Source organism: Bifidobacterium pseudocatenulatum DSM 20438 = JCM 1200 = LMG 10505, assembly GCF_001025215.1.
Taxonomy (GTDB): Bacteria; Actinomycetota; Actinomycetes; order Actinomycetales; family Bifidobacteriaceae; genus Bifidobacterium; species Bifidobacterium pseudocatenulatum.
In genome coordinates this window covers 2000255-2022595 of the sequence record NZ_AP012330.1, presented here as the reverse complement: position 1 = coordinate 2022595, position 22341 = coordinate 2000255, and the positions used below count along the sequence as shown (strand labels likewise).

19 protein-coding genes are annotated in these 22341 nt (G+C 50.1%); 11 read left to right on the top strand and 8 right to left on the bottom strand.

Going from position 1 to position 22341, the window contains the following annotated elements; all coding sequences use genetic code 11:
* Nucleotides 1-2: 2 nt before the first annotated feature.
* Together BBPC_RS08275 and BBPC_RS08270 are read left to right on the top strand one after the other, a co-directional pair.
* Nucleotides 3-1643, top strand: a complete 1641-nt coding sequence (locus BBPC_RS08275; RefSeq protein ID WP_080550632.1) for a glucosyltransferase domain-containing protein — start codon at nucleotides 3-5, stop codon at nucleotides 1641-1643.
* A gap of 89 nt (nucleotides 1644-1732) precedes the next feature.
* The gene (locus tag BBPC_RS08270) at nucleotides 1733-2686 is read left to right on the top strand and encodes a glycosyltransferase family 2 protein (protein ID WP_033524322.1); all 954 of its coding nucleotides are present in this window, start codon (nucleotides 1733-1735) and stop codon (nucleotides 2684-2686) included.
* A 62-nt stretch (nucleotides 2687-2748) separates the two neighbouring features.
* Here BBPC_RS08270 and BBPC_RS08265 read toward each other — a convergent pair whose 3' ends face one another.
* The 6 genes from BBPC_RS08265 to BBPC_RS08240 all read right to left on the bottom strand — a co-directional run bounded on the left by BBPC_RS08265 (nucleotide 2749) and on the right by BBPC_RS08240 (nucleotide 11818).
* The gene (locus tag BBPC_RS08265) at nucleotides 2749-3819 is read right to left on the bottom strand and encodes an acyltransferase family protein (RefSeq protein ID WP_004223124.1); all 1071 of its coding nucleotides are present in this window, start codon (nucleotides 3817-3819) and stop codon (nucleotides 2749-2751) included.
* A complete protein-coding gene (locus BBPC_RS08260; protein ID WP_004223126.1) occupies nucleotides 3816-5762 on the bottom strand; it encodes a rhamnan synthesis F family protein in 1947 nt (648 codons plus the stop codon). The genes BBPC_RS08265 and BBPC_RS08260 overlap by 4 nt, the downstream gene beginning before the upstream one ends.
* Before the next feature lie 158 nt (nucleotides 5763-5920).
* Nucleotides 5921-7195, bottom strand: a complete 1275-nt coding sequence (locus BBPC_RS08255; RefSeq protein ID WP_004223128.1) for an ABC transporter ATP-binding protein — start codon at nucleotides 7193-7195, stop codon at nucleotides 5921-5923.
* A complete protein-coding gene (locus tag BBPC_RS08250) occupies nucleotides 7195-8022 on the bottom strand; it encodes an ABC transporter permease (protein ID WP_004223131.1) in 828 nt (275 codons plus the stop codon). The genes BBPC_RS08255 and BBPC_RS08250 overlap by 1 nt, the downstream gene beginning before the upstream one ends.
* 104 nt (nucleotides 8023-8126) lie before the next feature.
* The gene (locus BBPC_RS08245; protein WP_033524312.1) at nucleotides 8127-9152 is read right to left on the bottom strand and encodes a glycosyltransferase family 2 protein; all 1026 of its coding nucleotides are present in this window, start codon (nucleotides 9150-9152) and stop codon (nucleotides 8127-8129) included.
* Nucleotides 9153-9202: 50 nt separating this feature from the next.
* Entirely contained in the window at nucleotides 9203-11818 is a 2616-nt protein-coding gene (locus tag BBPC_RS08240; RefSeq protein WP_231857837.1) for an LTA synthase family protein, read from the bottom strand.
* A 172-nt stretch (nucleotides 11819-11990) separates the two neighbouring features.
* Between BBPC_RS08240 and rfbB the strand changes: the two genes are divergently transcribed.
* Nucleotides 11991-13016 carry a dTDP-glucose 4,6-dehydratase gene (gene rfbB, locus BBPC_RS08235; protein WP_004223144.1) on the top strand — a complete coding sequence of 342 codons (1026 nt, stop codon included), beginning with the start codon at nucleotides 11991-11993 and terminating at the stop codon, nucleotides 13014-13016.
* A gap of 415 nt (nucleotides 13017-13431) precedes the next feature.
* Here rfbB and BBPC_RS08230 read toward each other — a convergent pair whose 3' ends face one another.
* Nucleotides 13432-13905, bottom strand: coding sequence for a hypothetical protein (locus BBPC_RS08230; RefSeq protein WP_004223146.1), 474 nt, complete (start codon nucleotides 13903-13905; stop codon nucleotides 13432-13434).
* Nucleotides 13906-14108: 203 nt separating this feature from the next.
* On the opposite strand from BBPC_RS08230, the gene BBPC_RS08225 reads away from it, so the two are divergent.
* The 4 genes from BBPC_RS08225 to BBPC_RS08210 all read left to right on the top strand — a co-directional run bounded on the left by BBPC_RS08225 (nucleotide 14109) and on the right by BBPC_RS08210 (nucleotide 19009).
* Nucleotides 14109-15167: a LacI family DNA-binding transcriptional regulator gene (locus BBPC_RS08225; protein ID WP_004223149.1), complete on the top strand. Its 1059-nt coding sequence runs from the start codon at nucleotides 14109-14111 to the stop codon at nucleotides 15165-15167.
* A 270-nt stretch (nucleotides 15168-15437) separates the two neighbouring features.
* Entirely contained in the window at nucleotides 15438-16394 is a 957-nt protein-coding gene (locus tag BBPC_RS08220; RefSeq protein ID WP_004223152.1) for a nucleoside hydrolase, read from the top strand.
* Between the two features lie 65 nt (nucleotides 16395-16459).
* Nucleotides 16460-17911, top strand: coding sequence for an MFS transporter (locus tag BBPC_RS08215; RefSeq protein ID WP_004223155.1), 1452 nt, complete (start codon nucleotides 16460-16462; stop codon nucleotides 17909-17911).
* A gap of 120 nt (nucleotides 17912-18031) precedes the next feature.
* Entirely contained in the window at nucleotides 18032-19009 is a 978-nt protein-coding gene (locus tag BBPC_RS08210) for a ribokinase (RefSeq protein WP_004223158.1), read from the top strand.
* A 176-nt stretch (nucleotides 19010-19185) separates the two neighbouring features.
* On the opposite strand, the gene BBPC_RS08205 is transcribed toward BBPC_RS08210, so the two are convergent.
* Complete coding sequence (locus BBPC_RS08205) at nucleotides 19186-20199, bottom strand: ribose-phosphate diphosphokinase (protein ID WP_004223162.1); 1014 nt, start codon at nucleotides 20197-20199, stop codon at nucleotides 19186-19188.
* A gap of 264 nt (nucleotides 20200-20463) precedes the next feature.
* Between BBPC_RS08205 and rpsF the strand changes: the two genes are divergently transcribed.
* From rpsF to rplI, 4 genes are read left to right on the top strand one after another with little or no spacing between them, the layout of a single operon-like run.
* A complete protein-coding gene (gene rpsF / locus BBPC_RS08200) occupies nucleotides 20464-20751 on the top strand; it encodes a 30S ribosomal protein S6 (protein ID WP_003810120.1) in 288 nt (95 codons plus the stop codon).
* A 56-nt stretch (nucleotides 20752-20807) separates the two neighbouring features.
* Nucleotides 20808-21467 carry a single-stranded DNA-binding protein gene (locus BBPC_RS08195; protein WP_004223165.1) on the top strand — a complete coding sequence of 220 codons (660 nt, stop codon included), beginning with the start codon at nucleotides 20808-20810 and terminating at the stop codon, nucleotides 21465-21467.
* Between the two features lie 60 nt (nucleotides 21468-21527).
* Nucleotides 21528-21776, top strand: coding sequence for a 30S ribosomal protein S18 (rpsR, locus tag BBPC_RS08190; RefSeq protein ID WP_003833963.1), 249 nt, complete (start codon nucleotides 21528-21530; stop codon nucleotides 21774-21776).
* Nucleotides 21777-21795: 19 nt separating this feature from the next.
* Nucleotides 21796-22242, top strand: coding sequence for a 50S ribosomal protein L9 (rplI, locus tag BBPC_RS08185; RefSeq protein ID WP_004223169.1), 447 nt, complete (start codon nucleotides 21796-21798; stop codon nucleotides 22240-22242).
* Nucleotides 22243-22341: the final 99 nt, after the last annotated feature.

Sequence of the window (22341 nt, the reverse complement as noted above, 5' to 3'; positions counted from 1 at the left end):
CTATGACATGTGCATCAACAACAGAACAGACTATTGACTCAATAGCTAAGGGAAAAAGGAAAAATTCTGGAGAGAAATCCGTTGATTCCACAACGTCGACTTTTCCTTTAGAGAGGCAGTATACAGTTCGCGGGTTCATGCGTTTTCTGCGCATGAACCCTTGGGATATGGTGCTGAGCACATTTTTGTTGCTTATGGGATATGAGCTGAAAATGTTCGGTAATTCATATTCTATTGATACAGAGGCAATGATACAAGTCCAAAGTTCACTATACCGATCTTGGATTGGGCTAGAACGATTTGGATTGTTGCTCCTGAAGAAAATGTTGGGATTGTACTGGTATAATAACGCGTTAGCATCATTCCTGACTGCCGTCTGTTTACTTGTGGCGGCTCTTTTATGGGCTTATCTTTTTTCTGGCGTCACTAATTTTATAGGGAAATATCATCCGGTTTATTTTGTAGGACCATTTGTTACATCTCCAGTTTTGGCAGAAATGTTAGGGTTCTCTCTTATGGGAGCAGAAGTGGGGATTGCCATAGGTTTTGCAGCGATAGCCTTGATGTGTTTGATGGATTTCGTTGTAAGCAAAAAGTGGTGGATGGGCTTTCTAACGGTATTGTTTGCTACGGTCTCCTTCTCGCTATATTTGGCAATGGTGACGGTTTTTATCGCCGGTTTTGCTATGGTATTTATTTTATTATTTTGGGATAATTCCAAATTTACTTTAGCTCGCCGGTTTGTTTTTATCGGAGTAGGTGCTGGATTTTTCTGTATTTCTTATCTTTTATATGTGGTTGCTAATGTATGTGCGTTGAAAATATGCCATATGACGACAAACCCTTACATCAGTGAGCAGTCGAGGTGGGGCAAGGACTCTGTTCATCACATTTTGCAATCAATAAGTTTGCATGCTGCATCATTATATTCAGGCAAGGGAATATATTATTCAAAAGTTTTCACTTGTTTGTTGGCACTATTTATTGTAATAATATTGATTTCTGTATTTCGGCATAAAGTTGATGTATTGACGCTGATTGTCTCGCTGTGTTTGTGTCTATCTCCAATGATGATGAGTATTATCTTGGGAAGCGCACCATCAGTGAGAACGGAAATGTCTTATCCGCTGATGTTTGCTTTCGCTGTCGTTTTCTTGGTGATGTGGACTTCTGACTTATTTAATGGGAAAATTGCGGTTAAGTATGTTGCTGTTGTATTGGCATTTATCCTTAGCTGGAGCCAAGCGCTTATCGTAAATCGTATTTTTTATACCGAGGCTATTAATCATCAGCAAGATGCGGAATTAGCGCAGGATATCAGGAACCGTATTGATGAGCTTGGTGTCACCGATCAATCAAAAGAAACTTTGGTGTTTTTGAACTATCATCCTTCTGCATGTAATAGTGATTGTTTTACCTCGGATCAACTAGGGCTGGTCGGACGGTCTTTGTTTGAGGTAACTGTTTCGCCGGAGCAAGGAACGTTTGTTAAGACGAATTTTATGAATATCATGGGCAACAAATTCAAACAGGCCAGCAAGCCTCAGTTGCAAAGTGCTGAGAAAGTCGGTGCTGCAATGCCTCATTGGCCTGCTCCGGGAAGTGTCGCTAAGAAGGGTGATTTGATAATAGTTAATTTTTAGCTTTTGCGTATTGGAGCATATATTTATATTGCTTTGTCCTTTTAAGGTAGTACTTGATAATTGGGGAATATATTTTGGCTAATGACATTATGACTTTACCTGTTGTCTATTTTGTCTTACCTTGCTATAACGAATCTGAAGGTTTAAGACATACTGCTGATGTGCTAAAAAAGAAGATTAATCAGCTGATTGCTTGTGATGGTATTTCGGGGAAAAGTCGCATTCTATTTGTTGACGATGGATCTAAAGACGGTACCTGGGATTTGATTCAGCAATTGCATTATGAGGATGAAGCGTTGTTCGGCGGAGTGAAGCTTGCCCATAATCGTGGTCATCAGAGTGCTTTATACGCGGGACTCATGCAAGCATTGCGTGATGGATGTGATGCGGCTATTTCCATGGATGCCGATTTGCAGGATGATGTTAATGCTGTAGATGAGATGGTTAAGAAATTTAGCCAAGAGCACTGTGAGATCGTGTATGGCGTTCGCTCCTCTCGGGAGAAGGATTCTTGGTTTAAGAGGAATTCAGCATTGATGTTTTATCGTGTTTTTGAATGGATGGGTGCTGAAACTGTGCCCAATCATGCTGATTATCGATTGATGAGCCGTTTGGCTTTGGAGGCTCTATCTGAGTATCACGAAGTCAATTTATTCCTTCGAGGCATCGTTCCGTCGATTGGCTTTAAAACCGGCAAGGTTTATTATGTGCGTGGTGTGCGTGAAGCTGGCGAGTCTAAATACCCATTGAAGAAGATGATTGCTTTTGCGCTGGAAGGTATTACATCTTTTTCCACAAAGCCTTTGAAGTTTGTCACGGGTCTGGGCGTGATATCTATACTCATAGGCTTAATCATGTTGGCATATGCAATCGGGTCTGTTTTTATGAATCATGCTGTTGTCGGTTGGGGATCTATGATGTGCTCTATATGGCTCATTGGAGGTTTCTTAATGGTTTCGATGGGTATCGTAGGCGAATATGTAGGTAAAATCTACTTGGAAACTAAGCATCGTCCTCGGTATTACATTGAAACAGCTTTTTAGTAGCATATAAATAATGCGCCGTTAAATCAGGCGCATTATTTATAAGGATATCGTTTCTTATTTTACTGAAACATTGAATGTATATATTGAATAGTATTTTTTTCTAGTCGATACAGTGCAATTGACAATGTCATGATTATCATGAAATCTACAAAAAATAGTAGATAACCGTCGAAGTGTGACAAAGCAGTACAGTCAACAATTGTGAATACCTGTGAAATCAAAACATGGTGAACTAAGAAAATAGGATACGAATATTTTGATACAGAATTTACTGGCACTCGAATAGGTTGTATATCAAGCCATTTTGCGATATAAACTATAACTGCAAATGCACAAATTCCTACGATGGTCACGGCAAAGGACCCGTTAAGCAGTGGATGAATTTCTTGTACAACAAGGAATAATAAAGCTACTGCGGCTGCATAGGTTGGTATTTTTCTGATGTACTGAATGAAATACATGCCGAACAGTAATTCAGGCAGCCTCATTGTAAGCAATAAATCAGATGGTAATCCAAGGGGCATTGGATGGAAATAAAGCGTCAAGGCATACAATGCAATAGCGACAGATCCAGTGACGATGGGATGTTCTTTTACCCCGTACCTCAATAACGGAAATACTGCATAGAAAATGAGGATGAATCCCAAGAACCATTCACCAAGCGTATAGAACGTTGGAAGTGAAGTATTGGCCATTAACCCGTCAATGCCGAGCATAGAGAAAATTAACGTCCATTTTGAGGCGTTCGCGAATACATGTCCACCGTTACGCAAAAAAAGATAGGCGTTAGCGATAATGAATGCAATCCAAAACATTGGATAGATTCCAATGAAGCGCTTGTAATAGAAATGCCTGCAGTCTAGTTTGTTGGATTCGCCATATGTGTACATAAGCGCTGCTCCCGAAATGATGAGGAACAACGATACACCTAGACTGCCTACATAAATGCCAAATGGTTCATATATAAAAACTGGATGACCAAGCATATAAGGATTGTTGAAATGCGTGATAATAATAAGGATTGCAGCTAGCGCACGCACCAAATCCAAATAGAAAAGTCGTGGACGTTTTTTCTTGCTTTGCTGGGCTACGTCCTCAGCTTTCTTGGCGGTGAGACTATTGTCTGTCATGTACGGTCTTTCTTCAGATGGCTGTTGGCATTGCCATATCGTGTTTTGTATGTGCGCGGGTGACGGATATGTCTATACAAGTTCATGAACTTTGCACCGCAATGATAGGCAAAGGGTATTTTTACCAGCATACGCTTGAACCATAGAAGAATGGCAGCTCTTAAAGAGAAGCCACGGGGTACATTTGTACAAGTCCCAAGTAAAGTCGCATCAAGATATGGAGCGGCAGAATTGGCTAGCTTTTGGATATCATAAGAAAGGTTAGTGATCTCGATACGCGCAAAACGGTCAGAATAGATATAGCCTGTATAGTAGCCGTTGGCTTGAGGAACATAACCGTAAGCTCGTTCAACAAAATGAAGCATGGAACCGTCGATTTTATTCGGCTCAGGAGGGAAGTCCTCATACTTCCAGTCGATGTCGAAGAACTGTTGCAAAGCTTTTGGACGGAACCAAAACATCGTTCCCATGGGAGCAATAGGTTCTTTACTTTTATCCAGTGGAACCTTAACCTGTAGTGTTTCTTCAAGCATCTTCTTGGTACCTTCGTAATTCGGCCCCCAAAGACTGGCGAAATTACCAAAATAATCAGCATGGTTCGGCGGCGCAGGCGCAAGAACGCCAGCATGCGGATCATTCTCGAAATGATTGATTATATTGCTGACCAGAGCCTTACTTCCTAATACATTCTCGAAGCACTTATAAGAGAAGCCATCACCTATGCTGTATGGAGAAAGTTGGGTAACTTTTTTGTCATGTGCGAAGCATACGTAATCGTATTGAAGGCAGTCTTTGCCTGCTCCAACCAATAATGCGCTGACGTCACGTCCGCGATTCTGAATAACACGCACATCAACGTTATAGGGCAGATCTTTGCAACGCTCTCGCACAATCGTAGCGTTCTCCTCAGAGCCAACGGTGAAAATGAAATCGCAACCTTCCGGCATGGATTTAGCGTATTCCAGAGTCTTATCGAGCAAATCCATATAGTACAAATGCATGATAAGAGCAATACGCTTATTAGTCGGAATGGGAGCGATAGTATTTGAGGGAAGAACAAAATCAAGATGCAGGTTTCTGACAAGATCTGCGAGATTCATGGTTCTCAGTGCATTTTGCCAAATGAGATCAACATCAAAGTCAGTATGATCACGTAGGAATTCAAACAAGTCCAACGCGGCATTGCCTACGGACTGATTCATGGTATCCATGTAGTCATGGAAGAATGAGCGACGTTTGAAAATAGGGCAACGCTTTTCTGCGACTAGTGTCTTCGCGGCAAAAGTAATCGGTCCGTATGTAAAGCCTTCTAAATCATCCGTATTGACGTAGGTGTCCCACTTAAATCCCTTGTCAGCAAAACGTTTAGTAAACAATGACTCATGGAGGCCAACAGAGTCATAGTAGCTTTTAATAGGAGGCATATTGTCCCAATAGTCTTGGAATGACTTGCTCTCAATCAGGCTTCGACGGTATGCGTGGAAGTGGGATTGAATATGCTCTGGTAGATATCCAAAGGGACTGCGCCCGAATGGGTCCTGTGGAACTTTATGGAACTTTGTGATACCCCAGAAGTCCAAATCACGCTGATCCATCGTCTCGAACATTTCAGAGAACGGATAGACAGGACCCATGATGGTGGCGTTGAACAGCACAACTTCATCGAAAGATACGAGTTTTTCCCAACCGTAAGATTCCATTGCAGTTTTATAAGCCCAAACATCGAAGCCCTCATTTGGGCGAACAATCAGGTTATTTGTATACGAGGAAAGAATTTTTTCTCCTGCCTCGTTCAATTTTCCATTGCAGACGATAGTCATTTCAGAAAGATAGGGTCTGAAACCATTCAGCAATGTAGGGATGTAGTCATCTACCACGCCTTCTGCATCGTAGAAGAAGAAAATCCCAAGACGTTTTACCGATGACTCATCTTGAATTTTCATAGTAGTTTGCTCTCTCTGTGTGTATTGATAATACGTATCACGACCTGGACAGGTTGCTGCAGTTATTTATCTGATCATAATTACTTACAGCAATGACTCGCTGTCGCTTTCTAAAGACCTGTCAATTTTTTGAAAGTCGTCCTTCTCGTAAAACTTGACTAGTCGATGCGATTAAAAGTCAACGCGCGGTCACTGAGGATACCATTTTCGCTGTTTCTATCATTGCGCACTGCAAAATAGCAGCAGAAATCATCGTTGGTGAAAGCGACGTAATCTGGCCGTTCTGATTCCTCTGACTCAGAACGGATGGTGGCGAAAATGCGGAACTCCCCGTTATTGAATTGCTCCATTGGAATGGAAAACCGGACTTTATGGTGCCCTTTTTCAATTGGGAGACCGAAATATTCGCTTTGAGTATCGACGTCATAAATTTGGCCACCGCGTCGTGCATCTTGCAGAATTAGCCCCAGATATCCCTGTCGATCACTAATGGCGTATTCATATTCAACGTCAAAAACAAAGGGAGATTCCCCATCGACGATTTTAGGGCTGACAGGAGTTATTCGAAGCACGGGAACGCGCTGGTTCAGACCATTGGGATAGTGAAGCTCCTTGCTCGAGTCGTTCTTTGTCTTGTAATAGTTGAGTTCATGTGCATTCTCGAGCGAATACTGATCTGCGACATTATGTGGGTCACCAGAGGCAATAATTTCACCGTCTTTAATGAGAATTGCCTTATTGCAATACTTCTTGACGGCATCCATGCTATGCGTGACAAGTATAACTGTCTTGCTTGGATCGGTTTTGACCTGCTTAAAGAACCTATCACACTTCTTCTGGAAAGCCTCGTCTCCAACCGCAAGTACTTCATCTAGAACTAGAATGTCTCCGCGCGCCTTGATAGCCACAGAGAAAGCAAGACGCACCTGCATGCCGCTAGAATAGTTTTTAAGTTTCTGATCCATGAATTCACCAAGCTCAGCAAATTCAACGATATCGTCATACATTGCGTCGACTTGGTCGCGAGAGAAACCGAGGAGTGCGCCATTGAGGTACACATTTTCTCTACCCGTTAATTCTGGATTAAAACCGACACCTAATTCGATAAACGGGACTAGAGTTCCATTTATCACAACGTTGCCTTTTTCGGGTGTATAGATACCTGAAATAATCTTGAGGAGGGTTGATTTTCCAGAGCCGTTTCGTCCGACGATACCAAAGAAATCACCTTTTCGTACTTCGAAAGAAATATCGCGCAGCACTTGCTGTTCACGGTATCCTTTGATGCCTTTGGTCCAGTTCAGGAAGGCTTGTTTTAGGCCACTTGCCTGTTCTGTCGGCAGACGGAACGATTTTGCAACGTGAGAAACAGATAGCGCGAGGGGATTCTCTTCATCGTTCGACAGGACAATCGGGGTTTCAACTGTAGTCACTAGAGTACCTCCGCGAATTTGCTGCTATTCTTTCGGAAAACATGTACACCAAGCCAGAGCAATAATGCCGTCAGAGCATACGGGATAAGGGAAAGAATGGGGTCACCCACCCATGTCCATACAGTTGGAATGTCCTCTGGAGATAACAGATTGTGACGGACATCCATGATGGTCTGCGCTATTGGATTGAGTAACATAATTTTGGACACAGCGGGGAAGTACTGCGAAACCATAGAAAGTGGATAAATTACAGGAATCGCATAAAACATTGCTTGTAAAACGACATCCCATATATGGGACACATCTCGAAAATATACATACAACGTGCCGAGAAGCAACGAAATGGCGAGGGCCAGCGCATAAAGCTGCAGTACGTTCAGAGGAACTAGCAGCATATACCATGTGTAATGGGCGTGCGAGAAGAAACCGAAGATGACAACCACAAGCAAGTTTATTCCAAGGGAAATCATAGATCCCATGGTTGTTGCGGCAACGATGATATAGCTCGGGAAATGAACCTTGCGAAGTAAATCGCCACGATTAACTATTGACTGCATTCCCATAGTGGTCGCTTCAGAAAAGAATGACCACAAGCATGTACCGCACAGAAGTGAAATCGCAAATGTAGGAGTACCGTCCGAAAAACGTAGGAATCGGACGAAAACCATGTACATGACGGCAAAAAGCATCAACGGTTTTAAGACAGACCAAAGTACGCCTAGAAAAGATCCTTGATATCTTAGCTGGAAGTCAGTCTTCACTAATTCTTTAAATACCACTATTGAATATCGGTACTTAGCCTTGAAACGCCGAATTAAGTCACTCATAGTCTCTCCACTCTATCAAAAGGGATAGCTGAAACTTTAGGCTGTTTAAAATCTACACCCTATGCACATGCCACATATAACGTTGGATTGCTTTGGGAAGCAAGCTACTGCATGTTTTTAATTTTGCGGTCGTACACAGCCTTTTCAACTAACCGCATATGACGCAGAATTACACAAATTGTTTTTTGCGAAAGAGACAGCTTCCTAATAAGAGATTGAGCCTCGTTCTTGCTACGCTCATAAGTGCTTCTATTTGAGCTTAAATCGGGGGCGGAGGCTGCCTCGTTTAGTGATCCGATCATGGTGTAGTAGCTGCGGGCTGGAAGCACGCCTTGGCTGAGAGCATGCTCGAAATTTGACAGCCCCGCGTTGAGATTGTCCTGGTAAAAACTGTAATTGCGCTTGCTGTGAGTGACGGATCCAGGGGACTGGAGCCAGTAGTACAAAGTACAATCGATGTCCACAACTTTATGCATGCGGGAGTATAACTTGCCGGCTACCATGACATCTTGGGCATACATGCCTTCGGGGAAACGAATGCCGTCCCACAATTCTCGTTTGTATAAGCGGCACCAGTTCGCCTCGTTGAAGTAACGAGCTTCGGTATTTTTTTTGAGTATGTCACCGATGAGACGAAGACTCTTGCAGAAAACAGTTTGATACGACCGAAGTGGGTTTTTGAATGCAGTTACTTTGTTAGGTGCCGTTGCGCCTACTGCTGCAACTGATTTGACCTTATCGAGCTGTGAGATGCCAAACTGTTGCCACCGAGCCTTAGACATGTCAGAGCCGCTGCTTAGGAGAGCATGCAGAAGGAATTCAATGTTATGACAATCCAAAATGTCATCGTTGTCCGCAAAAGCGACATATTCACCGTGTGCGGCATCGAGGCCAGCGTTCTGAGCTTTAGCGATGCCACCATTTTCTTGATGAATGACATGAACACGAGAGTCCAGAGCTGCATAACTGTCGCAAATTTGTGGCGACTTATCCGTAGCGCCATCATCGACGAGGATGATTTCCAAGGTTTGGTATGACTGAGCCAGAATTGAATCGATACAGTATGGCAGATATTTTTCTGCGTTATACACGGGAACAATAATTGAGACCAACGGTCTTATACCGGTCATGAAGTGCATCCTTGACGCATGGGTTAGTCGTACGTTTCTATCGTACAAGGTTATTGGACTTTGGTGAAATCGGTGTTGTTTAGATACCCTTTGCCTGCGGTCATATCATATTGAACCAATTCATAGTCACGAAGTAGTTGTTTTGCGTCCTTACTCAGTGATTTCTTCGAGATCTGATTGCCTGACATGTCCAGATACGTTGTGTCCCCTGAACTGATTCCGCCTGTTTCTGTTGCGATGCGACTTGCTGCGGGAATTTGTTCCAACAATTGTGTAAGTAATGCAAGATAAGGAGATACTTTCGCATTCATATGGTTGGCTGCTAATGACATGAAGTAATTTGGCGACGTGAAGGCTGTATTAGAGGCATCGAGTTTCGTTCCACTTGATGCTGATGCACTGTTTGACCATATAAAGTAGTCGGTTTCATGTAGAGCGACGTGATTTTCAGTATCCTGATCAGCTGTCGAATAGATACTAGGCAGGTGATCGCCATAGAAAATCACAGTAATTGGCTTGTCAATTTGGTTGAGTTCGTCTAAGAACGAAGCGGTTGCCTGATCGGTGAGGTTTAGTCCTTTAGTATAGGTTTCGAGATTTTGATATTCGTCCGCAGACAATCCTGTGGAAGTATCTGCGCCTACAAATTCATTATCGATGTACCAATTGGTGTAAGGCATATGATTTTGCATGGTGGATAATTGCAAAAACTGTGGGTGCTTTTGCTTTTCGATTAAATCAATAATATTTTTGTATGCCTCTTCATCACTGACGTATGGAGAGTAGTCGATTGTGTCTTTGTGCTTGATTGAGGGAGTGCTATCAAGAGTGCGTAGGTGAGAAAAGCCAAATTTCTTGTAGTCAACGTTTCTCAGATACATGCTTTGGTAATACGGATGAACTGCGTCAGAGCCGTCAGCGCCATATCGATTGTTCCAGATTTGGTTGAAGGCATAAGGGTTCTTCTGATTAGGCACAAGCTGTTGGAACGGGATAATGAGGGAATCATCAAAAATAGACAGACTTAAACCCGTCAAAGCTTGATATTCCATATTGGCGGTACCTCCGCCATACCCCGAAGACAACATCAAGCCCGAGGTCGTGGTGTCTTTTATAGCATGAATATTCGGAATCGGATCAGTCGAAAAAGAAATACCAGGAATTCTTGTTGGATCGGAAAAAGTCTCCGAAAGAATCATTACTACAGTACTGTCAGTAAGGTCATTCTGCCTGTTGTTGTTGATTGATATGGCCTGCTGAGAGTATTTTTCCGCAATTTGCGTCATTGTATCGCGATTATAATCTTTTGGTTTTTCTATCACTTTCGTTTTTGCCAAGCTGAGGAATGTAGTGACCGGACCATTGGTCTGGGCGTCAATTTTAGTATCGAATAAGGAAGGAGTATACCCAAGCGATCCCGCGAAAGAGTATGCCCAGGAGCCGGGAACGCTGAGGTTCCAAGAGTAGGAACAGAGCAAAGCAATACTGGATATTGCGGCAACAATGCGGGTAAGAGTGCCAGTAAAGTTTTTAATGCTTGCAAAAGGTCTTTTCCATGAGCAATAGATGAAACTCCGTCTACCATCTATAATGAAGAAAACGATACAGCAGCAAATGAACCAGACTAAAACAGTGGCGGCTCCGTTGACGAATGACTGACTTTCTTTAGGAATGAAAGACAGAAGTTTTCCTGAATCTCCTCCTGTCACAAAAGATAGATCGGCAGGAATGATTGATTCATTGCGTAGTCCCATCTTAACGCTGTTGGCCGTTCCGTAGACAGTGAAAAGAATACCGAACAATAATGTCGCAATCCAAAAACGATTGGTGACAAAGATGAAAACAAGATAAATCACTGCGAGTGTAAACAGACTGAGCAGGAATTGGTATTTTTGCTCAAGATACATTTGACTGACGAATTTGGTGACTTGCCCTGCGACACTGTTCAGGATTTTGGTTGTCTGATCCACCTCGTTGCTTTTATCGTATGTTGGTTCGCTATACATTCCCCACTGAAGGAAGATGACCTCGGCAGAAGTCAATAGGGTGAATACGATGGCGTAGAACGCATAGGAGAACCTCATGCGCTTCTTCCACGGGCCATATGCTTTTCTAAAGAATTTGATGATGAGTTGAACGGCTTTGAAGTTGGTGAAGGTGTGCCATGCGGTCTTTACTGCTGTGGCGGCGATATGGATGGCGTGGCCGGTAGTTTTGGCGGCTTTTACGACTGCGTGCCCTGCGGTGGAAAGCGCGTTTGTTGTGGTGCGGGCTGCTTGCTTGCAGACTTCAAAGGCCTGCATCAGAGGATGTTCGTCAGTTTGCGTGAGCTGAATTTCAGCAGATAGGGGGGCTGGATGGGTACTGTTGTTCGCAGCTTCGTTAATGGACTTGTCGTCAGTCGTTTTTGGCAGATGGGGCGCATCGACTTTGGGAATGAAAATGCTTGTGTTATCGGAGATGGCGTGAATTGCTGATTTCTGCGTATACAGTTTTGAACCGTGGTGGCCTGAAAGGGCGGATGGGGCGCAAGCGTTGCTGTCTTCGTCATTCGCAAGAGGGCGATATGTTCCACCCGCAATCGGCTGCTTAGTAAGTTTTACGTATGAAGGTGCACAAGCATGACGGTCAGGCGAAAAAATAGGCATCGTCGCATCCTTCAACAAGATAGCCCCTTATAATTAGGGGCTCTGTACAATTAAACCGGATACATTTTAGTGTTCAGCTGTGGACGAACGGGTATCTCGTAGATATTTCCGGTCAGCCTTCCAAATCTGCCATATATGAGGTAGGTGTGAAATTGCTCCATGAACTATGCAACCCTGCCGGTACCCTGAAATGGTGAGTAGTGAGATTTTCAAGCCGCGCAACATCATCGTGACCGGCGGATGTGGGTTTATCGGAGCTAATTTCGTGCGCTACGTGGCACACAACCATCCTGACGTGCGCATAACCGTGCTCGACAAGCTGACGTATGCCGGAAATCCGCAGAATATCGCCGGTCTTCCGCAATCGCAAGTCGAACTCGTGCAAGGTGACATTTGCGATGCTGCACTACTGGAACGTATCGTGCCTGGTCATGACGCGATCGTGCATTTCGCGGCCGAATCGCATAACGACAACTCCATCGCCAATCCTGAACCCTTCATCACAACGAATGTGGAGGGTACGTTCCACCTGCTTGAGGCGGCGCGCAAGCATGACGTGCGATTCCATCACATCAGCACCGACGAAGTGTACGGCGACCTTGCGCTCGACGATCCATGCAAATTCACCGAAAGCACGCCATATAAGCCGTCAAGCCCGTACAGCGCGTCAAAAGCGGCGTCCGACCAGCTGGTGCGTGCCTGGGTTCGCACGTACGGGCTTCGCGCCACGATTTCCAACTGTTCCAACAATTACGGGCCGTACCAGCATGTGGAAAAATTCATTCCACGCCAGATCACTTCCATCATGGAGGGCGTGCGTCCGAAACTATATGGCACAGGCGAGAACGTGCGCGACTGGATCCATACGGAAGACCACTCTTCTGCGGTGTGGAAGATTCTTACACGCGGGCGGATCGGCGAAACATACCTGATCGGCGCGGATGGTGAAATGAGCAACATTGCCGTGATGCGTATGATCCTGCGGCTTATGGGATGTGCCGAAGATGCGTTCGACTGGGTGCGTGACCGCCCCGGGCATGATCGGCGTTACGCGATTGACTCCAGCAAGCTGCGTACCGAACTTGGATGGAAGCCTGTGCGCACCGATTTCGAAGCCGGTTTGCAAGCGACCATCGCTTGGTATGCTGCCAACCGCGCCTGGTGGGAGCCCGCCAAAGCCGCCACCGAAGCCCGCTACCGCGCCCAAGGCCAGTAAAGCGCGTCGGACGGGAACGTTTGTGACGGTGCGTCATGGTGGATGCGACGCAGCTTGGTAATTGGGTTCGGCAAGTGGCGATTGGGAAATAACGTGTTGCAAGTAGCTGACTTCGTCAGGAAATGCCTCCGGTCGGACTGTCGAATCTGCCATATATAAGCCAGATACGGTGCGAAAGCGCTTGTGCGGGGGTGAAGTCGTCCAAAACGTAACTTTGACCCCGTTAATAAGCTCTTTCGGGTTTTTGCGGAAGGGGGTATCGATTTGCGGTATGGGCGGTTATCGGGTTGTGAAAACGTTGCGAAAGTCATCTTTAACGAGGTCAAAGTTGTTTGAAAACGCAACTTGGCCCCGTTGAACGCAGGGGCGGCGGAGCTAGGGGCGGCGCCCTGTCGGCTCGTCTGGCTCGGACGGCTTACTTGGCGGACTCGAGTTTGAGTTCCTGGCTGGCGATCACCGACTTGGCGGCCGCGTCGAGTTCGTTGGTGATGTTGCGCAGGTTGTCGGCGTACGTGCGAATATCGTCTGTCGCCTTGGTGAAGTCGCTGGCATTGCCGTTCGCGGGGCATGTTGGCGCGTTTTCCACGGCTTCGGCCAGCGTGATCGCATCCTTCAGGGTTTCCAGCGTGGTGCCGTCGGCCACGTCGTCCACGGTGAGTTTTGCCGCATCTTCGGCTTCTTTCTGAGCCACTTCGAAGTTTTGCTGATGCGTGGCGAGCGCCTTCGCGTTCAACGTGCAGGTGTCGCTGGCGGCTTGCGTCATTTCGCGCTTATTGGCGACTGCGATGATGGCAACGGCTGCGAGCGCAATGGCAACCACTGCTATCACGGCGACGATGGCGATGGTTTTGCGCTGTTTCGCATTGTTTTTCTGTGCTGTTGGCTGCATTGCTGGTTCCTTTCTTCTTGTGCGGTTCTCATTTCGGGCAAAACGTTGCGAGTATACAAAAAACACTTCCGAAAAACGATTTACCGGTGGAAATAGTGTGGATTATTTTGCTATGAAAGGAATTTGTTTGTGGATGGGGGTGCTGGGCGCGTCAGGAGTGCGTGGCATTTATGCTGGAAGGAGCAACGTTTTAAGGGGTTTGAATGGCGTATCGTGCGACGTTGAAGGATGTGGCCGCTGCTGCGGGGGTGTCTGTGACGACGGTTTCGCTGGTGTTGAATAATCGGCCGGCTCGCGTGTCTGAGGAGAAGCGTAAGGCCATTGCCGACGCGGCGAAGAAGCTGAATTATGTGCCGAATCAGAGCGCGCGTAGCTTGGTGACCAAGCAGTCCCAGCTGGTTGCGCTGATCGTGCCTGATATTGAGAACTTGTTTTTCGCGGCGCTTGCCAAGTGTGTGGAGGATGAGTGCGCCGCGCAGGGGTATTCGCTGATTGTGGCCAATTCCGATGATTCGCGTGCTGCGGAGCATGAGTTGTTGCAGCGTCTTCCTGCCCGTGGGGTGGATGGGGTGATGTTGATCCCGGCGCGTGAGTCGTGTGTTGGGAGTGCTGTTGAGCAGCTGTGTGAGGATGTGGCGCTTGTGTCGTGCCCGGTGGTGCTGATCGACCGTTTGACGCAGTGCGGCTGGTGCGATGCCGTCGGTTTTGACAACTATCTTGGTGGTCGTTTGGCTGCCCAGTATCTGTTGGAAGGTGGTCATACTCGTATTGGCATTGTCACCGGCGATATTGCGGAGTCGAGTGCCGCGGAGCGTCGTCGTGGTTTTGTGGATGCCATCGAGCAGTCGGGGAAGCATTTTGATTCTTCGCTGTGTGTTGAGGGTGATTACCGTTTCGATAGCGGCTATCGTGCCGCGAATCAGATCATCGATGGCGGGGCGACGGCCGTGTTCTGCTGCAACGATGTGATGGCGCTTGGCTTCCGTCAGCGTATGGCGGAGCGTGGGTTGCATGTTACTGAGGATATGCAGGTGATTGGTTACGACAATATTCTCAAACGATTCGGTCTTGGTTGGCGTATGACCACCGTTGAGCAGAGCGTGACTGATTTGGCCGCCGCTTGTTGGGGTATGTTGCGTAAGCGGATTGATGTTGCGGTTCGTGCCAAGTCCGGTACGGAATCAGGGGATGCCCGTCCGTGGCTTTCCGATCCGCAGGTTGAAGTGCTTACGCCGAAACTGGTGCAGGCGGCCTGCGCGTAAACCGCCATTTTTAGATGCTGCAGACTGGTGCAAAACGGGTGGTGCAGATCAATCTCGGTATGTGGTGACGTAAGCATCTCCAATATGCTGTAATCGTTGGGAATACAGGCAACACGCCGTGTATAGGTGAAGAATTTGCGTTCTTGATAAAACGCTTTATCATAAATCTTGTCAACACAACACAATCGAGAATGCGCTCGATGTATAACTGACGATGCACCCGTATGGTGGCGGACCGTCGTCAGGCCGTCAAAGAGGAAAGGCACACACATGAAAAAGATGATTCTTGATCTTGATACCGGCGTTGATGACGCGCTTGCCATTTCGTATGCTCTGGGAAGCCCGGAGATTGAACTGATCGGCATCACCGGCACCTACGGCAACGTGCTCGTCGAGCAGGGTGTGCGCAACGCACTGGCCGTGACCGACCTGCTCGGCCACCCGGAAGTCAAGGTGTATCAGGGTTTGCCGCACTCCAGCACCACCGATCACTTCGAAGTACTGCCAATCTCCGCGTTCATCCACGGCGACAACGGCATCGGCGATGTGGAAATCCCCGATTCCAGCCGTTCCGTCGAAACCGAATCTGCGGTCGACTTCATCATCGACGCAGTGAAGACTTATGGCAAGGATCTCGTCTACGTGCCGACCGGCCCGATGACCAACATCGAAGCCGCACTGAAGAAAGCACCGGAAATCAAGGATGAAATCGGCCAAATCGTGCTTATGGGCGGCGCACTGACCGTACCCGGCAACTGCAACGCCTGCATGGAAGCCAACATTTCGCAGGATCCGGAAGCCGCCGACTACCTGTTCCGTTCCGGGGCGCCGACCACCATGATCGGTCTCGACGTAACCCTGCAGACCCTGCTCACCTACAAGGAAACCCAGCAGTGGCGCGACCTCGGCACCAAGGCCGGCAAGTTCCTGGCCGACATGACCGACTTCTACATCAAGGCTTACGAAACCACGTCCCCGCATCTGGGCGGCTGCGGCCTGCACGATCCGCTCGCCGTTGGCGTGGCAGTGGACCCGACCCTCGTCACCACCCTCGACATCAATATGAAGGTCGACGTGGAAGGCCCGACCCGCGGACGCACCATCGGCGACGAAACCCGCCTGAATGACCCGGCCAAGACCATGAAGGTTGCCGTCGGCGTCGACGTGCCGCGCTTCCTGAACGAATTCATGACCCGCATCTCCGGCCTCGCAGCCAAGGCTGAATAAGCGTAACCGGCCAAGCAATCGCGTATCGCATATCGCGCAATTCGAGAGAATCAAGGATTTTTATTATGTCTAACAACACAACCGCCGTGACCGGTACCGCATCCGCCGATCCGTTCGATGATCCGGTGACCAGCAACAAGATGGCCATCCGCGCCCTGATCCCGCTGCTGATCACCTTCGTGCTCGGCACCCTGTGCCTGCAGGGCTTCAACCTGGTGTTCCAGCAGGTCGGCGCCGACGTCGGCGCACCGAACCAGGCGTCCCTGATCACCGCATTTCCGAGCATCGTGCTCGGCATCGTGTGCTTCATCTACGGTTCCCTGGGCGATTTCGTCTCCCTGCGTAAGCTTGTGACCGTCGGTCTCGTGACGCTGTTCGTCGGCTCCATCTTCGGTTTCGTGGCAAACTACTTCTTTGCCGCAAACCTGTGGACCGTGATCATCGCACGCGTGCTGCAGACCGCAGGCGAACAGGTGGCAGGTTCCGCCTTCCTGGTGGTGGCCACCAAGTACCTGCGTAACGATTTGAAGGTCATCTTCTTCGGTCTGTTCACCGCCGCATACCAGCTTTCCGCATCCATCGGCGTGTTCGCAGCCGGCATGCTCAGCTCCATCGCATGGCAGTTCCTGTTCCTGATCCCGTCCGTCACCATCCTGTTCCTGCCGATCCTGCTCAAGACCCTGCCGTCCAAGAGCGGCAACGGCCAGAAGGTTGACGCATTCGGCTTCGTGATCTTCGGCTTCGCCACCGCATTCCTCACCCTGTTCTTCTCGTACATGGCATGGTGGATGCTCGTGGTCTCCCTGCTGCTGTTCGTGGCATTCGCCTTCTACATCAACAAGGCCTCCAACCCGTTCATCACCCCGGCGTTCTTCAAGAACACCCGCTGGCTGCGCGCCATCTGCCTGATTCTCGTGTTCTACTTCGTGAACTACGCACTGAGCCCGATCTTCAACGCCATCGGCACCAACATCTACGGCATGACCACCACCCAGGTCTCCCTGCACATTGTGTGGGCCTTCGTGGTCGCCGCCGTGGTGGGCACCTGCTCCGGCATGATCATCCGCAAGATCGGAATCAAGGCCGGCATCGTGACCGCAGGCACCTTCATGTTCCTCGGCTGGACCGGTGCGGCATTCTGCGTGAACTCCGGTTTCGTGGTGCTGACCCTGTGCGCATGTGTGTTCTACGCAGGCTGCGGCCTCATGTACTCCCCGGTGGTCTCCACCGTGCTGGGCACCATTGAAAAGGACGAATCCGGCCGTGGCGTCGGCATGAACGATCTGGCCATGAACGTTTCCCCGTCCATCGGCATCGCCATCATCGGCAGCCTGCTCGGCTCCAACGCCCTCGCAGGCGGCTCCATCACCGGCGCAACCGGCACTGCCGCCAACTATGCCAACCTGCTGCTGGTCGCCGCCGGTACCGCACTGCTTGGCCTGATCGTGTTCTTCGTCTTCAAGAAGAAGATCTACGAAGGCAACCATGCGCTGGAAACCGAGGAATCGGCAAAGTAATCGCACATTACATCCTCAATATAGTAAAAATGGGGATTTGCGATAATTGCGATTACTGAACAACACTATTTCGCAAATCTCCATTTTCATAAATCTTCTTTTGATGTAAGGAAGGTAAAGATGAGCGCGACTGAAGTTCTCTCCGCATTGGACCGCATCCACGGCACAGTGTCCGTAATCGGCTCGATGAACGCGGACTACACCGTCACCGCACAGCGTCTGCCAGGGCCGGGGGAGACCATCACCGGCGGTCCGCTGCAGCTGCTGCCGGGCGGAAAATCCGGCAACCAGGCGGCCGCCGCAGCGCGCATCGGCGCAACCGTGCAGATGTTCGGCGCGGTCGGCTCCGATTCCAACGCCGACTTCCTACTCGGCGCTCTGGGCGAGGCGGGCGTGAACACCACGCATGTTCGCCGCGTGCTCGGACCATCCGGCACAACCGTGATTACCGTGGACGCAACCGGCGAAAACACCATCGTGTACTCGCCGGGATCGAACGCGCAGGTCACCGTGGATTATGTGGAATCCGTGCGCGATGCGCTGGCACGGTCTTCCGTACTTGGCCTGTGCTTGGAAAGCCCGATCGAAACGGTGACGGCCGCCGCGCGCATGTGCCATGAAGCGGGCGTGAAAGTGCTGCTCAACGATTCGCCGTTCACCCCGTCGCTGCCGGCCGAACTGGTGGAAGCATCCGATATTCTGCTCGTCAACGAGCATGAGATGGTGCAGCTGCTCGGCATTGACGAGCCGGAAAACGACGATTGGGACGGTTTCGATTGGAATCATGCGCTGGAAGCAATGCGTGGATTCGGTTTCGAACAGGCGATCGTGACGCTCGGCGGCGATGGTTCCGTGGTATTGGATTCCACTTCGGCAACGCCGATCCAGCGCATTGCCCCCGTGCGTGTGAACGCGGTGGACACCACCGGCTGCGGCGACTCCTTCATGGGCACGGTGCTAGCCGGTCTTGCCTCGGGCATGGCGCTTTCCGAAGCGGCCGAGCTTGCCTCGTATGTTTCGGCATACGCCGCCACAGGGTATGGTGCGCAGGCCTCCTACGGCAATGCCGCGCAAATCCGCGAAGCATTCGCCAAATAACGGGAGCGAGGATGCCTATCGGACGCTAGCCAGATTTCTCTTTTCTCTCTTGATACGCGGGGTGCCGCATCCTACCGACGTAGGATGCGGCACCCCGTTTTTGGGAAGATCTGACATTAAAAAACTCGCCGACCGGATGGGGGCGAGTTTTTGTTACGTTGAAAAGATTGCGCGAATCAGGCGTAGATATTGCGGGGACGCATGTCTTCGGGCAGACCGTTGAGCAGCGTGGAAACGGATCCGGATTCGAACACGGAACGGATGCCGGCGGCCAACAGCGGAGCCACGGACAGCACGGTCATGTTCGGCAAGCGCTTCTCTTCCGGAACGGGCACGGTGTCGGTGAGCACGATTTCCTTGGCACCGCAATTTCTCAGGCGTTCCACGGCCGGGCCGGACAGCAGGCCATGCGTGGCAACCAGCGTCACGGACTTCGCACCAGCGTTGTTCAGTGTGCGCACGGCCTCGCAGATGGTGCCCGCGGTGTCGATCATGTCGTCGACCACCACGCAGTCGTGACCTTCGACCTCGCCGATAATGCCATGCGCTTCGGCATGGTTCGGGCGGGTGGTGTCACGGGTCTTGTGAATGAACGCGAGCGGCAGATTGCCCAGCTTCGCGGCCCACTGTTCGGAAACCTTGATGCGGCCGGCATCCGGAGACACGATGGTGGTGTTCTCAAGCGGCATGTTGTTGCGCACGTAGTCAAGCAGCACCGGAGTGGCGGTGAGATGGTCGACCGGCCCATCGAAGAAACCCTGCTCCTGGGCGGCATGCAGATCGACCGTCATAATACGGTCGGCGCCGGCTGCGCGGAACAGGTCGAAAATCAGTCGGGCGGTGATGGGCTCGCGGCCCTGATGCTTCTTATCCTGGCGCGAATAGCCAAGGAACGGCGCGACCACGGTAATGGAACGGGCGGAAGCGCGCTTCATGGCGTCAACCATAATGAGCTGCTCCATAATCCACTTGTTGATCGGCTCGGTGTGCGCCTGCATCACGAACGCATCGGCGCCACGCACCGGCTCGGTGTAACGCACATACATCTCGCCGTTGGCGAAATCGTAAGCCGTGGTCTCAAGTACGTCGATTCCCAGGTATTTCGCGGTTTCATGGGCCTGCTCAGGGTACGCACGACCCGTCACCAAAGCCAATTTCTTATCCGGGGTGCCTTCGAGAATCGCCGACATGCTTCGCCTTCCACAAATCTAGAGTCGCGTAAATACGGTACCAACCGTACAAAAATAGCCGTATTCAATATAACAATGCGGGTGCCCATGACGCGCCTGCACCACAGAACGTGCGCAATTGCCGCTCGTCCAGCAGAAGGGCTATGCTGAACAGGTTGTCTGAACTGTATCTTTATACCTTTCATATATAGATGCGTGAAGGCAGTACGCATACACACTCCTGCCATGGAAGGTCCATGGCCGATAGTCCGAAGGAGGTGGGTGATGTCTGCGCATAAGTACGAACTGATGTTCATTGCCGATCCTGAGCTGGATGAGCGCGGTCTGAAGAAGCTGACCGAGCAGTATCTGGAAACTGTCACCAAGGAAGGCGGTGCTGTCGAGAACATCGACATCTGGGGCCGTCGCAAGCTTGCCTACGAGATCGCTGGCAAGACCGAAGGCAATTACGTTGTGGTCAACTACTCCGCTGAGCCGGCCACCAGCGACGAACTCGATCGTCTGCTGAACCTGAACGAATCCGTCATCCGTACGAAGATTCTTCGCAAGTAAGTAATTCCAAGCTTTTCAAGCTGCAAAACAATAAGCTGCAAAGTAAGTAGGTAACGATGGCAGGCGAAACGATTATCACTGTGGTGGGTAACCTCACGGCTGATCCCGAAATCCGTACGGTTGGCAACGGCTCGTCCGTGGCCAGCTTCACCATTGCCTCCACTCCGCGCACCTGGAACCGTAATACGGGCCAGTTTGAAGATGGTCAGGCTTTGTTCATGCGCTGCTCCGCGTGGCGCGACATGGCCGAGCATTGCGCGCAGAGCCTGAGCAAGGGCATGCGTGTGATCGCGCAGGGTCGTTTGCAGCAGCGTTCCTATCAGGCGAACGATGGTTCCCAGCGCACGGTTATTGAGCTTCAGGTCGATGAGATCGGTCCGTCCCTGCGCTATGCGACCGCCCAGGTCACCCGAACCTCCAGTGCCAACGGTGGTAATTTTGCCGGCAATCGTGGCGGCAATGCTTTCGCTGGCGGCAACGGCGGGTTCAACAACGGTGGCTTCGCCGGCAATGCCGGTGGATATCAGGGCGGTGCCGGGTATTCCGGTGGCGCTGGCTATCAGGGTGGGGCTACCGCTCCAGCCAATGCCGCGCCCGCCGTGCAGCCTGCTCCGGCATCGGATCCGTGGGGCAATTCGGATAATTCCGGTTCCTCATCGTTCGGTTCCTTTGGCTCCTCCGAATTTGGTGGAAGCAGCGACGAACCGGAATTCTGATCCGACCCGGATCGCAGCTTAAAAGAAAAGCAATTTCCAGATTGTAAGGAGAACATCAAGATGTCACGCAAGAGGCCGCAGCCGCCGGTCAAGCCGTTTAAGAAGAAGCCGAATCCACTGAAGGCCGCTAAGGTCACCGAGATCGATTACAAGGACGTTGCCCTGCTGCGCAAGTTCATCTCCGATCGCGGCAAGATTCGTTCCCGTCGTATCACCGGTGTTTCCGTGCAGGAACAGCGCGAGCTCGCCAAGGCTATCAAGAACGCCCGCGAGATGGCTCTGCTGCCGTACGCCACTTCCGGTCGCTGATCTTAGAGAGGTTTGAAAAATGGCTGAAACTAAGGTTATTCTCACCAAGTCCGTCAATCACCTGGGTCACCCGGGCGACGTCGTGTCCGTCAAGGCCGGCTACGCTCGCAACTACCTGATTCCGCAGGGTCTGGGCTTCGCATGGTCCAAGAACGCTGCCGCCCAGATCGAGGCCATGAAGCGCGCTCGTCTGGCCAAGGCCGTTGCCACCCGCGAAGAGGCTGTTGCCGCCAAGGAACTCATCGAGGGTTCCGTCGTCGAAATCGCCGCCAAGGTCTCCGAGTCCGGCAAGCTGTTCGGTGGCATCTCCGCCGACAAGATCGCCATCGCGCTGTCTTCCAAGGCTGCCGTCAACCCGAAGAACATCACCGTGGATCCGATCAAGACCACCGGCGAGTTCGCTGCAACCGTCGCTCTGCACCCGGAAATCTCCGCTTCCTTCACCGTGAAGGTTGTCGCTGAGTGATTCGGCCCCATTCGCTATGGCTGCATTCATTGCGGTTACGGCGAATGACTTCAGACTGAGATACGTCTGAGCTTAAGCATGGAAAATCCCCCTGCACCA

Bases quoted from the DNA above. Each gene is read 5' to 3' on its own strand.
- BBPC_RS08275 (WP_080550632.1), top strand. From the start codon at position 3: ATGACATGTGCATCAACAACAGAACAGACTATTGACTCAATAGCTAAG.
- BBPC_RS08270 (WP_033524322.1), top strand. From the start codon at position 1,733: ATGACTTTACCTGTTGTCTATTTTGTCTTACCTTGCTATAACGAATCT.
- BBPC_RS08265 (WP_004223124.1), bottom strand. From the start codon at position 3,819: ATGACAGACAATAGTCTCACCGCCAAGAAAGCTGAGGACGTAGCCCAG.
- BBPC_RS08260 (WP_004223126.1), bottom strand. From the start codon at position 5,762: ATGAAAATTCAAGATGAGTCATCGGTAAAACGTCTTGGGATTTTCTTC.
- BBPC_RS08250 (WP_004223131.1), bottom strand. From the start codon at position 8,022: ATGAGTGACTTAATTCGGCGTTTCAAGGCTAAGTACCGATATTCAATA.
- BBPC_RS08245 (WP_033524312.1), bottom strand. From the start codon at position 9,152: ATGACCGGTATAAGACCGTTGGTCTCAATTATTGTTCCCGTGTATAAC.
- rfbB (WP_004223144.1), top strand. From the start codon at position 11,991: ATGGTGAGTAGTGAGATTTTCAAGCCGCGCAACATCATCGTGACCGGC.
- BBPC_RS08230 (WP_004223146.1), bottom strand. From the start codon at position 13,905: ATGCAGCCAACAGCACAGAAAAACAATGCGAAACAGCGCAAAACCATC.
- BBPC_RS08225 (WP_004223149.1), top strand. From the start codon at position 14,109: ATGGCGTATCGTGCGACGTTGAAGGATGTGGCCGCTGCTGCGGGGGTG.
- BBPC_RS08220 (WP_004223152.1), top strand. From the start codon at position 15,438: ATGAAAAAGATGATTCTTGATCTTGATACCGGCGTTGATGACGCGCTT.
- BBPC_RS08215 (WP_004223155.1), top strand. From the start codon at position 16,460: ATGTCTAACAACACAACCGCCGTGACCGGTACCGCATCCGCCGATCCG.
- BBPC_RS08210 (WP_004223158.1), top strand. From the start codon at position 18,032: ATGAGCGCGACTGAAGTTCTCTCCGCATTGGACCGCATCCACGGCACA.
- BBPC_RS08205 (WP_004223162.1), bottom strand. From the start codon at position 20,199: ATGTCGGCGATTCTCGAAGGCACCCCGGATAAGAAATTGGCTTTGGTG.
- rpsF (WP_003810120.1), top strand. From the start codon at position 20,464: ATGTCTGCGCATAAGTACGAACTGATGTTCATTGCCGATCCTGAGCTG.
- BBPC_RS08195 (WP_004223165.1), top strand. From the start codon at position 20,808: ATGGCAGGCGAAACGATTATCACTGTGGTGGGTAACCTCACGGCTGAT.
- rpsR (WP_003833963.1), top strand. From the start codon at position 21,528: ATGTCACGCAAGAGGCCGCAGCCGCCGGTCAAGCCGTTTAAGAAGAAG.
- rplI (WP_004223169.1), top strand. From the start codon at position 21,796: ATGGCTGAAACTAAGGTTATTCTCACCAAGTCCGTCAATCACCTGGGT.